The organism is Anabaena sp. FACHB-595 (assembly GCF_048568275.1).
Lineage (GTDB): Bacteria > Cyanobacteriota > Cyanobacteriia > Cyanobacteriales > Nostocaceae > Trichormus.
This window is the reverse complement of the sequence record NZ_CP183473.1, coordinates 2,626,841-2,638,815: the sequence shown is the minus strand read 5'-3', so window position 1 is coordinate 2,638,815 and position 11,975 is coordinate 2,626,841. Positions and strand designations below refer to the sequence as shown.

Annotated in this window: 14 protein-coding genes; 9 read left to right on the top strand and 5 right to left on the bottom strand. The window is 41.3% G+C overall.

All coding sequences use genetic code 11. The annotated features are described in order from the left end of the window. Positions 1-562: 562 nt before the first annotated feature. The 5 genes from ACN222_RS10975 (at position 563) to ACN222_RS10955 (ending at position 3,712) form a co-directional block, all read left to right on the top strand. Entirely contained in the window at positions 563-1,123 is a 561-nt protein-coding gene (locus ACN222_RS10975) for a TIR domain-containing protein (RefSeq protein WP_010996358.1), read from the top strand. 68 nt (positions 1,124-1,191) lie between these two features. Next, complete coding sequence (locus ACN222_RS10970; protein WP_096637138.1) at positions 1,192-2,028, top strand: macro domain-containing protein; 837 nt, start codon at positions 1,192-1,194, stop codon at positions 2,026-2,028. A gap of 297 nt (positions 2,029-2,325) precedes the next feature. Further along, complete coding sequence (locus ACN222_RS10965) at positions 2,326-3,006, top strand: hypothetical protein (RefSeq protein WP_010996356.1); 681 nt, start codon at positions 2,326-2,328, stop codon at positions 3,004-3,006. Positions 3,007-3,114: 108 nt separating this feature from the next. Further along, positions 3,115-3,327 (top strand): type II toxin-antitoxin system VapB family antitoxin, encoded by a 213-nt coding sequence (locus ACN222_RS10960; protein ID WP_044521272.1) that lies wholly within the window; start codon positions 3,115-3,117, stop codon positions 3,325-3,327. Next, positions 3,314-3,712, top strand: a complete 399-nt coding sequence (locus ACN222_RS10955) for a PIN domain nuclease (protein WP_010996354.1) — start codon at positions 3,314-3,316, stop codon at positions 3,710-3,712. Before ACN222_RS10960 ends, ACN222_RS10955 begins: the two co-directional genes overlap by 14 nt. Positions 3,713-3,717: 5 nt before the next feature. Here ACN222_RS10955 and ACN222_RS10950 read toward each other — a convergent pair whose 3' ends face one another. Next, positions 3,718-3,951, bottom strand: a complete 234-nt coding sequence (locus tag ACN222_RS10950; RefSeq protein WP_126987080.1) for a hypothetical protein — start codon at positions 3,949-3,951, stop codon at positions 3,718-3,720. On the opposite strand from ACN222_RS10950, the gene ACN222_RS10945 reads away from it, so the two are divergent. The 4 genes from ACN222_RS10945 to ACN222_RS10930 all read left to right on the top strand — a co-directional run bounded on the left by ACN222_RS10945 (position 3,927) and on the right by ACN222_RS10930 (position 6,010). Next, positions 3,927-4,205 carry a BrnT family toxin gene (locus ACN222_RS10945; RefSeq protein WP_010996353.1) on the top strand — a complete coding sequence of 93 codons (279 nt, stop codon included), beginning with the start codon at positions 3,927-3,929 and terminating at the stop codon, positions 4,203-4,205. The two genes, ACN222_RS10950 and ACN222_RS10945, sit on opposite strands and share 25 nt — an antisense overlap. Next, complete coding sequence (locus tag ACN222_RS10940) at positions 4,186-4,431, top strand: hypothetical protein (protein WP_010996352.1); 246 nt, start codon at positions 4,186-4,188, stop codon at positions 4,429-4,431. Before ACN222_RS10945 ends, ACN222_RS10940 begins: the two co-directional genes overlap by 20 nt. 198 nt (positions 4,432-4,629) lie before the next feature. Then, positions 4,630-5,235: a sigma-70 family RNA polymerase sigma factor gene (locus tag ACN222_RS10935; RefSeq protein WP_010996351.1), complete on the top strand. Its 606-nt coding sequence runs from the start codon at positions 4,630-4,632 to the stop codon at positions 5,233-5,235. After that, the gene (locus ACN222_RS10930) at positions 5,228-6,010 is read left to right on the top strand and encodes an anti-sigma factor (protein WP_010996350.1); all 783 of its coding nucleotides are present in this window, start codon (positions 5,228-5,230) and stop codon (positions 6,008-6,010) included. The genes ACN222_RS10935 and ACN222_RS10930 overlap by 8 nt, the downstream gene beginning before the upstream one ends. 300 nt (positions 6,011-6,310) lie before the next feature. On the opposite strand, the gene ppk2 is transcribed toward ACN222_RS10930, so the two are convergent. The 4 genes from ppk2 to ACN222_RS10910 form a co-directional block, all read right to left on the bottom strand. Further along, a complete protein-coding gene (gene ppk2 / locus ACN222_RS10925; RefSeq protein ID WP_010996349.1) occupies positions 6,311-7,228 on the bottom strand; it encodes a polyphosphate kinase 2 in 918 nt (305 codons plus the stop codon). Positions 7,229-7,341: 113 nt separating this feature from the next. Next, positions 7,342-8,820, bottom strand: coding sequence for an alpha-amylase (locus ACN222_RS10920; protein WP_010996348.1), 1,479 nt, complete (start codon positions 8,818-8,820; stop codon positions 7,342-7,344). Between the two features lie 495 nt (positions 8,821-9,315). After that, positions 9,316-10,341, bottom strand: a complete 1,026-nt coding sequence (locus tag ACN222_RS10915) for a helix-turn-helix transcriptional regulator (protein WP_010996347.1) — start codon at positions 10,339-10,341, stop codon at positions 9,316-9,318. Between the two features lie 308 nt (positions 10,342-10,649). Then, positions 10,650-11,957: an MFS transporter gene (locus ACN222_RS10910; RefSeq protein WP_010996346.1), complete on the bottom strand. Its 1,308-nt coding sequence runs from the start codon at positions 11,955-11,957 to the stop codon at positions 10,650-10,652. Positions 11,958-11,975 lie beyond the last annotated feature (18 nt).

Sequence of the window (11,975 nt, the reverse complement as noted above, 5' to 3'; positions counted from 1 at the left end):
GTATCTTTCGGGAACTCCTCATTCAAGGTCAGGAGACTTATTTTCAAACATTGATATCGGTATCTGGAGAGTCATTGAGTTACAATAGCGATCGCTGTTCTTGAATTAGCAAAAAAACGTTGACGAATTCCCAACATCCCAATTAATTATTAAGTTTATAGGACTTACGCAACTGGCATATTTTTCACGTAGGGTGTGTGACGCTGCAAAAGTATTTGAACGTAGTCATGAGATTTATAGCGTCACGCACCAAATATCGATTGTGACACTTGCGTAAGTCCTGGTTTATTTAAAATCAAATATCCCCATCTAAAATACGGAATAGTTCTTTTGAATAACCCTGTATGAAGATTTATATGGAATATTTTCCGTATAAACCACTTAAAAAGGTTGTTTATAAGGAAAGATTCGGTATAATACTGGAATTTAGGGTATTATACAGAACAGTTCAGTATAAACACTTATGGAAGGGGATTAGATGGAACATTGGGTATAATAAGTAGTTAGCCGAGCCTTAATTTAAGCATCATTGTTCATTGACAAAGGCAGTATTGAGGAAAGAATGTCATACAAAAACGGAAATTACTGTGCTTTCTACGTTGCTGAACCATTTAATGAAAGTGCTTTAGGCGCATACGCAACCAAGGACTTTGTTTACTACAATTTGCTGAGAACTTGGAAAGGAAGTGACTCATCCTTTCCCTTCAACGACTCTCATAGTAAAACTTACAGCGTTCGAGATGGCAGTGACTGGGAGTTAACCTTGAAGCCAAGGCTCCGAGAACGTCTTAGAAACTCAAAGAACGTGATCCTATTCCTCAGCGAAAGGACAGTAAATTCTCGCGCCCTAAAAGAGGAAATAGATTACGGAATAAATTCACTTGGACTTCCGGTAATTGTGATCTACCCCGACTACGATACCAAGGAAAGCCTCTTGCATAACGGCTCTTTAAAAGACGAGATTAAGAATTTATGGAATAAGCTACCGATACTAAGGGAATCAATGAATAAAGTTCCAACTTTACATGTCCCGATGAATAAATATCTTATTACTGAGTCGCTGAAAAATAATGACTTCATGACAAACACGAAAACAACACCAGATGTGTATCTTTATCGATAACAATGTCTTAACCGTTGGTATGACAGCCTTTGGTAAAAAACAAGAAAATTGAAGTTTAGGAGGAGGCTTTGGTCAAAGTTAATTTGCTTGATAATAGAATTATCAAACAATTCCTAGAATTTACATCATGGATAAGTGTAGGGCTTTCTCTTCTACTGATATTTGTTGAGATACCTAAAGAGGTAAAACTAACACTTGGCATCATTTTTGCAGCAATACTACTTATTATATATGCTTTTCTGTGGCTTAAATCCAATTACTTAGAAGAAGTCAATCTAGATGTTGAGGGAAGCATTGTATCCGTAAAGAAAGGTAACATTTTTAAGCAGCCTGGATTCAAAGTCATTGCATTTAATGAGTATTTTGATACTCAGGTCGATGACAAGATAATTTCTCAACAGTCGCTCAATGGAATTTTCATTGCCAAGCATCTTGACATTCCTGTATCCGAATTAGACAAATACATAGAGAACTATTCGTTCGATGATGATGAAACTTTAGATGAAAATACAGCTAGAAGATTTGGTAAGAAGAAACGATATAGTATTGGCACTGTCTGTGTTTACAACGAATATCTTTTGACTGCATTCTCAAAGTTTGATGAGCAAAATAGAGCTTGGTTGACAATGCCAGATTATCTCGGTTTTTTAATTAGATTTTGGGATAAGGTTAATAGGGTGTACGCACAAAAGAGCGTCTCAGTTCCTATATTTGGTTCAGGAATAACACGCATCAAAGAACACAAAAACATCAGTGATGAAGACTTGTTGAAGATAATGCTTTGGACGTTTAGAATTAGTGAGATGCGGTTTAAATATCCAGCAAAATTGCACATTATTATACATGAAAGCAAGATAGACAGAATTAACCTGTTGGATATTAAATCGGCTAAGAATGGTTTGTAAGTTGTAGCAAAGATTATGAAACACCGTCCTAACTTTTGTGAAGTCCCCTAATGGAATAGTGAATGTAATTAGAGGATTCATTGTTTTGTATGAAGAAGTTGCAATTAAGTGCGAAGGAGTATTTTTAATGGAAATCGATCAATCTCAGAAGCATAGCAATAATGACTCAGCGTGGGCTAACAAAACAGTGGAGCGGATAGTATAGAGTCATCGTCTTCGTTTCGGTCACATCTACTGCCGCTCACTTTAGCCGTTAGCTGGAAATTTATGTTCACGTGATGAGGAGTAATGCAATAGATGAATTGGTATGAGAACCCTACGATTGCTGCAATTATTGGTGGAGTTGTTGGAGCAGCAATAACAGCAGCAGCGTCCATATTCATCTGGCAAAAAACAAGCCGAGTTAGACGAATTGATTGTGTCATCAATGACGCATCTTCGCTGTTAACATTTTCAGATACGATTCGGAGTAAATTAGAAGTGAAATATGCAGGAGAACAAACAACATCTGTTTTTCTGTTCAATCTCGAAGTTTTCAATTCTGGAAACCAAGCAGTTGGAAATCAACCAGTTTTGGTACGACTTGATAATAATGCCAAGATCGTTGGCTACAGCATAAAGACTGAACCTGAAGTCGGCTTTGGAAAAATTAGTGAGTTACAGCGTCAGAATAGCGAACTTGATTTGAGCATTGAGCTATTGAATCCAGGTGACCGTGTTTACCTTGAGCTAATTTCTGTAAATAATACATCCGATCTAATTGAGGTGTATATGAAAAATGCGAATGTTATCTGTCGCTCATATACTCGTAAAGCCGCCGAAAGTGCAATTTTAGGAGTTCTTAGCAAGTCTGTTGATCCAACGCTTGTCTCGTTAGCTATGATGCGTTCAATTCCATTCTTTGGAGGATTTATGGAGCCATTTATGACTGTTGTCTTAGCAGAGCGATTTGAAAGGGCTTTGCGTCAAAGAAAGTAGCTTAAAACTACGGTAAAAAGCCAGTTAACCAATACGTGAATTGAGGTAGGTTGTCCATAAGGTTAAGATGTAAAAAGAATAATTGTGCTTACTTCGCATTCCCATTCCATGCAAATCATTCTTAACCTTGACGAGTCTCTGCTTAACGAAGCCAGCCAACTGACCAACCTTGCCAGCCAAGAGGAACTGGTGAACTTTGCTCTGCAAGAACTCGTGCGATCGCGCCGCAAAAAAAATCTCCTCGACCTCGCGGGGCAAATTCAGTTCGCTCCTGACTTTGACCATAAAGCCCTGCGTGAAACTCGTCATGCTGCTGATTGATACATCGGTCTGGATTGGCGTGTTTCGCGATCGCAGTGATCAAGTTCGCCAACAACTTGAAACTCTGATCGCCGAGCGTGAAGTTTTACTCACCCGATTCACTCAGCTTGAATTACTTCAAGGCAGCCTAAACGAGCAAGAATGGACTCTCCTTTCTACTTACCTCGAAACACAAAATTACGTTGAACTCACAGTTCAGTCTTGGCAAGCAGCAGCCCGCATCTATTTTGACTTGCGCCGCCAAGGGCTTATCGTTCGTAGTCCAATCGATTGCTGTATTGCTCAAGTAGCACTGGAAAATAATTTGCTTTTGATCCATAATGATCGTGACTTTGAAACCATTGCTCAGGTGCGCGCTCTTCAACACCTTCGTTTTCAGCCTTGAATCCTCTAATCGTACTTGAAGGCTATCTGTGGGGTAAGCCAGCTAACAATACGTTGGTGCGGACGGTACAAAGTTTGTCGGTTGGTGTTCGAGTTTATCTGCTGCCGCACAACTTTGTCGTTAAACATCTTTGAGAAAAGCGATCGCTCCCACCGGACGTAACCTTGATAAATAAAAGTGTGTGTGATGAAAGGCGATCGCTTATGATGATGACATGGAATTTGAGTGGGATGAGTCAAAAGCAGCTACTAACCTCAAGAAGCACAGTGTCAGCTTTGAAGAAGCCAAGACTGTCTTCGATAATGTGCTAGCAGTGATTTTTGATGATGAAGCTCACTCAGTGGGTGAGAAGCGAGAGATTATTATTGGGCATTCTCAAAACAATCGCTTGCTAATAATTTCGTTCACAGAACGCCCTAACGCCATTCGTATTATCAGCGCCCGTTTAGCCACTCGAAGAGAGCGTGAAGACTATGAGCAAAACGCCTTTTGAAGAGTCACAAAATGCAAATGATGAGCTTCTAGGTGAGTACCACTTTGATTATAAAAAGGCAAAGCCAAATCGTTTTGCAACTCATGGTGGAAAGCAACTATTAAAAGTTGTGGTTTTAGATGAAGATGTTGCTGAAGTTTTTACAACGCCAGAATCTGTTAATAAGGTACTCAGGGCATTAATTAAGTCGATGCCAAAATCTGCAAATGGTGACGACACCGCCTGACGAATTATAACCTACATCCCCCTCCCCATCCAAATATCCCCATCTAACACTAAATCCGATCGCCTCCCTCAGTCGTCATATTATATAGACGGCTTTTTTAAGCAAACATATCTCTATGTACGTTGTGGAGCGAGGTGATGACAGAAAAAGTATGCAAAACTGGCGACTGTATTAGTTTAGATATGGGTTAAAAATCGCATGGAGCCTAAACAATCCCAGTCGACTTTAACAGGGCTTACCGATGTGACGGATGAAGCTTTATTTGTGGGACTCAAAAATGGCGATTCGGCGGCATTAAGTGTTTTATTCAATCGTCATGGTCGCTTAGTTTATGGATTGGCTTTGAAAATTCTGGCTGATTCCCAAGAAGCAGAAGACTTAACCCAGGAAATTTTTCTCACACTGTGGCGCAAAGCATCCAGTAATCCTGATTGTCGCTTTTTTGTGCGCTATTTGGTGACAATAACGCGATCGCGTGCCATCGACAAAATTCGCGCTCGCACTAGACAACTCAAACTTGTGGAAAAGTGGGGACAAACCATGACAAATGAAGCCGCACCAGAGCCAACACCTGTTGAACAGGCGAGTTTTGCCGAGCGATCGGGGCGCATTCACAACGCTTTAGCCCAACTACCCGAAAAACAACGCCAAGTAATCGAACTAGCTTATCACCAAGGATTAAGTCAGTCAGAAATTGCCAAACAAATTGATATCCCTCTAGGTACAGTCAAAACCTCTACCCGCCAAGGATTACTCAAACTTAAGCGCATCTTACTAGATTCTGATTTGTCAATCTATGAATAAATCTTTTGATCCCGAACATATCAAAAACTTAGCTGCGGGGTTTGTCGTCGATGATCTCACCCCTGAAGAAGCCCAAGAATTTCGGCTGTTACTTGATGAACATCCAGAACTGATTGCCGAAGTTGATGATTTGCAGGAAGTTCTGCGACAAGTGCTAGATGGCTTCACTGAGGTAGAAGCACCAGCCCATTTACTCCCCAAAATTCTAGAACAAGCTGAAAACTCAACTACACGGGCTACTGTAGTTAAGCAAATGCCACTGCGATGGAGAAGAATTGCTGGTAGTATTGCTGCACTATTTGTGTTACTTTTGGGGGTCGATTACTATCGGCTACGACAAAATCTAAGTATTGTCACAGCAGAAAACCAGCGTTTACAGCAGGATTTTGCCCAAGCCCAAGCGGTTAAAAGCCTACTCCAGAATTCCCAAACGCGATTGTATACCTTTGAATCAGTCAGCTCTACCAGTAACAGTTCAGGAAGTATAGTAATCAATCCTGAACAACAAAAAGCGGTAATGGTGTTCCAAAATCTTCCCGCCCCACCTCCTGGTTATGTCTACTTTTTATGGACAATAGTGAAGAATGAGAAGTTACCCTGTGGTGAAGTCAAGCCCTATTCTTGGGGAAATGCTTCCCTTGAATTACCATTCACTCCTCAAATGTACCAAGAGTTTTCTCACCCACAATTTTCTGGGTTAATTGTCACACTGGAGGCCAACCCCAATGTCTCTCGTCCCACTGGAACTGTAGTCATGCAAAGTTCGCAGATTTAAGTTGCAACAACTAGCGCTCTGATTGCGAATTGCATTGGCGTTAGCCTACTCTGCGAGTTCTCCGCAGGAGTAGCCGCAGGCTATTGCAAATTGGTTTAATAATTGCTATATGAAAGTGCATTTCAAGCAGGCTCTCTGGCAACCAATCCATTGCGGGTATCTATACCTGATTTATGCCCCAAATAACTCTGAATTGTTCGGGTATCAATCCCTCGTCGATTCGCCAGATAATAACCTGTTCCATGCCGCAGCATCTGGGCATGGACTTGAGAAAGTGAATCGACACCAAAAAACGACTACCTAATAAATCTGTGGTACAAAGAACTGTTCATTTAGAGGTGGTCTGACATAGCTATCGGCAGACTTCCGGGGAGACAGTTCCAGGGGTTGTGGAGTCATATCCACATAGGGAATCTTGCTGAGGATGTGGTGAACACAATTCAGGCGAGCGCGTTTTTTGTCGTCTGCTTCGACGGTGAACCAGGGTGCTTCGGGAATATTGGTATGGGCAAACATGAGATCCTTGGCTTTAGAGTATTCCACCCAGCGATCGCGCGATTCGAGATCCATCGGACTGAGTTTCCACCGCCGAGCTGGATCAGTGGTTCTCGATTGAAAGCGCCGTTCTTGCTCATCATCGCTAACAGAAAACCAATACTTCAATAAAATGATGCCCTCACGCACCAACATCCGTTCAAATTCTGGACAATCTTGCATGAAATGCTTGTACTGTTCTTCTGTGCAAAAGCCCATCACATTTTCTACCCCAGCACGATTATACCAACTGCGGTCAAACAAAACAATTTCACCCGCAGCTGGCAGATGGGTTACATAGCGTTGGAAGTACCATTGGGTCTTTTCACGATCGCTGGGCGTGCCTAAAGCGACGATACGGCAGCCACGCGGATTTAACGGCTCGGCAATGCGTTTAATCGTACCCCCCTTACCTGCGGCATCCCGTCCTTCAAAAATAATGACGATGCGCGCACCTGTAAACTTTACCCAATATTGCATTTTGACCAGTTCTAATTGCAGTTTGGCTATTTCTTTTTCGTAGAACCGATTGGATATTTTAGAACTTCCTTCACCTTCAGTCGTGTGTTTTTTTAGCTTGAGTTTTTTGATCTTTTTCGCGCTCTTTTTCTTAGTTTTTAGTTTTATGAGCGGGGATTCTATAGCTTCTTTAATCGGATTTCCATTGTCTTGCTCAGTGTTCATAAACTTTTTTGGAGTTAATCTTTAGAGAAGATGAGGCAATAGTGGATTTACCACAAGTGTTTAAAATGGGTGCGACCGCATAGCAGCATTGCGAGGTTGGGGTTCTAAATATTTTACGCTTGCACCCAAACAGATACTGAACCGCCTAGACAACGAAATTCACCCCAGCCCCATTCATTGGTATATACAGCTTCTTTGATATGTTCAGTTAAGTCAATAAACTTAGTATTGGGTTTACCAACTTCCATCCATTTAATACCTTCTGAACCATCACTCATAATCACAGCCATTCCTTGAGGATGATCTGCATCACCTAAGCGTGTCCAACCAATAGTATTCCAATGGTCTAAATAATTGTATTGTGGCCCATAAGCATAATGTTTACGTGCATAAAGTAACTTATCAATTATCCAACGGTGGGACGGCATAAAAATATTGTAACGATTGCCATCTTTCCCCCAGTCTTCATACTCTGCACCGTAGTAGTCAGCATGAAAGACACAAGGATAGCCTTCTTGTCGTAACAAAATAATGGCGTAAGCTAAGGGTTTAAACCAAGGTTCAACGACAGATTCCAAAGCTTGCAAAGGCTGAGAATCATGATTTTCGACAAATGTCACAGCATGGGTAGGACGTTGTTGCATCATTGTGCCATCCAAAATCCGGCGCATATCATAATTGCCTCCAGATTTGCTGGCTTGATGGAAGTTGTAATGTAGTGGTACGTCAAAAACTGACATTTTGCCACGAACAGCATCAACATACCAAAGCAGAGTATTAATATCGTTATACCAATACTCTCCTACCATAAATAAATCTTTACCAGCATGGCGTTCTAGTGCATCTATCCATTCAGGAAAGAACCATGTGGAAATATGTTTAATAGCATCGATGCGGAAACCATCTACTTTTGTAGTGTCAAGACACCACTTACCCCAGTAAGTAACTTCACCGCGCACCCACTCATTTTGAAAATCCAGATCACAACCCATCAAATAGGCAAAGTTGCCTTTTTCTAAGGCTACGTAGTCGTCAAAGTTTTTACCTTCTAATAAGTAAACTGTGCTGCGATCGCCACTGTTATATTCGTTATAATCAACAGCATCAAAATGCCACCAATGCCACTCAAAGTTAGAATATTTGCCTTGCCGTCCAGGGAAATTATAATGAGTGTAGGTCTTAATATCTTGTAACCCACCTTTAGGATTCAGGCGATCGTCTTGAGGAAAAGGAGTGGCTTTTGGTGTTTCTACTGCATCACCACCCATCTTATGATTTAGTACCGCATCAGCATAAACTTGTAGACCATGGGTTTGCAGAGATTTAACCGCATCAAGATACTGCTGACGTGTACCATATTTCGTCCGCACCGAGCCTTTTTGATCAAACTCACCTAAATCAAATAAGTCGTAAACACCATATCCCACATCAAACGACCCAGCAAAGCCCTTGTAGGCTGGTGGTAGCCACATGGCTGTAAAACCTGCATCTGCTAATTCTGGTGCTGAAGCCTCAACTTTACTCCACAAGTTCCCATCGTTAGGGATGTACCAGTGGAAGTATTGCATCATTGTGCCATTCATCTGTGCCATGTCTCTTTGTGTCTGTAAATATCACCTTTGACGAGAGATACAGTCGAGATTGGTGGTAATTCGGAATTTTTCATGCGATTTAATTTTGAAACTCTCGAAGAAATACTTAAGAAAACGTGAATTCGACGGAACCTAACCCCAACCCCTTCCCTACAAGGGAAGGGGCTGAAAATCTATCAGTGAGTACCAAATAATCAGGGTTTTAAGCCTCTCCCCGCGTCGGGGAGAGGTTTGGAGAGGGGGTTCTTCCAAATTTATCGAACTCACGTTAAGAAAATGGGGAGCAGGGAGCAAGGGAGAAAACTGAGACAGAGCTTGTACTCAGCCCCAGTAAAAACGCCCGCTTATGGGCGGGGCCTACGAGACGCTACGCGTAGCTTGCTTCCACGAAGTGGTACGCTCCGCGCAGAGGAGAAGGGCTTGTTCCCCCTGCTCCCTGCCCCCTTCCCCTCTGCCTCTTCGGTGATTTTTCCTTAACCACTTTTCAAACAACCTCTAACACTTTTCTAAAAATCGACCTAACCGACAATCTTGGGGAGTAATACCAAACTTACGCTTAAATGCGGCGGCGAAGTGGCTTTGATTGGCATAACCAACTGTGTTGACTACAGTCCTCACATTCTGCTTTTGTTCTTGTAGCAACTTTCGCGCTATGTCTAGGCGATAGTCACGCAAATATCCAAATACTGTAGTTCCGAATACTTCACGAAAACCGTACTTTAGTTTGTTGTCATTAATACCAACTTTTTTCGCTAAGTCAATTAATGAGGGAGGATGATCATAGTTTTTGGTTAAAATATCCTTGGCATGATAAATTTTCTCAACATCACCCGTTTTGAGATTAATGAGGGGTTGTTTATCTCCCTCGGTTTCTATCAGTTGAGCAAACTGCAAAGCTAGCAATTCTAATACCTTGCCTTCAAGATACATTTTTTGTATCATCCCTTGATAGGGTACATTGAGCATTTGCTGTAATGCTGTCTGCATAGGTAGGGTAATCTTACCGACTGGAAGGTGAAATAGCGATGGAAAGTCACTTTCTAAAAAAGGCTGTAACAGTTTTGGTAGATGCTCTAGTCCATCGATGAAGGATTTAAAGAAATCTATGTCTATACAAATTTTAATTAGATAGATGCGATCGCCTGCAAAATATTGTTCTATTTCTTCAATATCAGGTAAGTAGAATAGGTAATTATTCCCTACTGTTTCTTGATAATTTTCTGTAACTCCTGGAATCCCTGGACAAATTACATGATGATTACCTGATAAATAAAATTTAGCTGTTAGTACGTAACCACCATAGTGATCAACTTTACTACTAACTTGCTGGTAGTAATAATCATCAAAAATTTCTAGAATTAATCCTGGACGGAATTCAACTACTTGGCAACAAGTATCACATAAGCTGTTGCGGACTCTCTGAATTTGGTCAAAACCTTTAGTATTATAAGATACCTCTAAATTTTCTAAAGTTTCCTGTTCAATTTGATTGATTTGCTCTTCCGTCAGGATATTTGTCATGCTTTAACGGCAATTTTAGTAAGAAATTGCGAGTTATTCTTAACTATGAAAGTGTTAATAGTTAATTTACAACAATCATGAGGATATCAGCAATAAGGAATCTATATCATTTAGGACTTACGCATGAAAACGAAAAATCAAGGGTTTGGAGAGGGGTGTAAGAGTTTTAAACATTGACACCCCTATACCCTTACCCCCTTACACCCAGTCTCAACAGATAACCGGGATGCGTAAGTCCTATCATTAATTAAGTGTATGGATGATGCGATCGCTCCATCATCCTTTGATATAGCTTGTGATATAGCTTGTTAATCACCTTTATTAATCGCCACATCATGGTCAGGTAAGATATCTTCCACATTTCGCAGAGTTGGGAAGGCATAGCCACTTATACCAACTAATACAATAAAAATAGCGGTAATTACATATAAAAGAGCCATACCACTACCAGCACCAATCCCAAAGACAGGGCTAAAAATAAATGCTAAAAGTTCTCCTGGTTTCATGGCTGGTTCAAACACTCTGTCAGCTAGTGGCCCAGCAGTTAAACTGGCAATTGTACCAATAATCATGCCAATTGTATGGTCAGCCGCAAAAACCCGCCCTTGGATATTTGGCTCTACTTTGGCATACCAGATGGCACTATTGGAACTAAATAATAGGGGTAGGTTGAAAGCAGAACAAAAGCTAGTACCAATCAAAATTAAGGGTATTTGACCTATGCCTAAGGCAATTTTACTCAAACCAGTACCAATAAAACCAAGCAGCATTCCGTGAGTTCGCCGCTTAAATCCGCCCCAAATACTTAAAAATGAACCGCCAACCACGCCACCCACACCAGCCGCCGTCATCACCACACCTAGAATCTCGGTGTTACCACCTGTACGGGCGAGAATCATCGGCTGAAATATAGTCTCTGCTATTTGGTGGGCAAACCAAAAACAGGAAAAGGCGATCGCCATAGCCAGTAAACTAGGTCGTGAGAGGATGTATTTAAACCCAAAAGCTAACTTTTGCCATAAGGTTTCACTTGCTTGGTTAGTAGTTTCTGTCTGTTGCGGTTGGGGGATGGATACGAGAAAAGCCGTAACTGCGGCAACAGTAAAGGTAACAATATCAATAAAAGTAATCCCCAATAAACCAATTAGTGGATAGAGAATACCCGCTAAGGCTGGGGCAATAATTGCTGAAGCGTGTTCAATCAAGGAAGCCATACTACTAGCGCGAGTATAATGCTGTTTCGGCACGATGAGGGGAATAGAGGCAGAATAGGCAAGATTTTGGATATGTCCAAAACAACCGGAAATGGCAATTAAAGCGTAAAGATGCCAAATTTGTAAAGAGTTAGTGCCATAGAGTAGTCCAATAATGATGGTACATAAAATGGCGCTGGTATCACCCAAAATTATTAGATACTTGCGGTTATAACGGTCTACGATAACGCCAGCAAATAGGGAAACAAAGATAAGTGGAAGTTGGTAAAAGAAACTGAATAAGGCTATGGTTGTTACCTCTCCAGTTAATTGCCAAACCCAAATAGTCAGAGCAAAGCGAGTCATGGCACTACCGATCGCAGAGACGATCTGACCGCACCAGAGAATCATGAAAATACGCACGGTAAATATGGGTAATTG

Excerpts from the sequence above, each read along its gene's own strand:
- ACN222_RS10965 (WP_010996356.1), top strand. The coding sequence starts at position 2,326 with ATGAATTGGTATGAGAACCCTACGATTGCTGCAATTATTGGTGGAGTT.
- ACN222_RS10955 (WP_010996354.1), top strand. The coding sequence starts at position 3,314 with ATGCTGCTGATTGATACATCGGTCTGGATTGGCGTGTTTCGCGATCGC.
- ACN222_RS10920 (WP_010996348.1), bottom strand. The coding sequence starts at position 8,820 with ATGGCACAGATGAATGGCACAATGATGCAATACTTCCACTGGTACATC.
- ACN222_RS10975 (WP_010996358.1), top strand. The coding sequence starts at position 563 with ATGTCATACAAAAACGGAAATTACTGTGCTTTCTACGTTGCTGAACCA.
- ACN222_RS10960 (WP_044521272.1), top strand. The coding sequence starts at position 3,115 with ATGCAAATCATTCTTAACCTTGACGAGTCTCTGCTTAACGAAGCCAGC.
- ACN222_RS10940 (WP_010996352.1), top strand. The coding sequence starts at position 4,186 with ATGAGCAAAACGCCTTTTGAAGAGTCACAAAATGCAAATGATGAGCTT.
- ACN222_RS10915 (WP_010996347.1), bottom strand. The coding sequence starts at position 10,341 with ATGACAAATATCCTGACGGAAGAGCAAATCAATCAAATTGAACAGGAA.
- ppk2 (WP_010996349.1), bottom strand. The coding sequence starts at position 7,228 with ATGAACACTGAGCAAGACAATGGAAATCCGATTAAAGAAGCTATAGAA.
- ACN222_RS10945 (WP_010996353.1), top strand. The coding sequence starts at position 3,927 with ATGGAATTTGAGTGGGATGAGTCAAAAGCAGCTACTAACCTCAAGAAG.
- ACN222_RS10930 (WP_010996350.1), top strand. The coding sequence starts at position 5,228 with ATGAATAAATCTTTTGATCCCGAACATATCAAAAACTTAGCTGCGGGG.
- ACN222_RS10935 (WP_010996351.1), top strand. The coding sequence starts at position 4,630 with ATGGAGCCTAAACAATCCCAGTCGACTTTAACAGGGCTTACCGATGTG.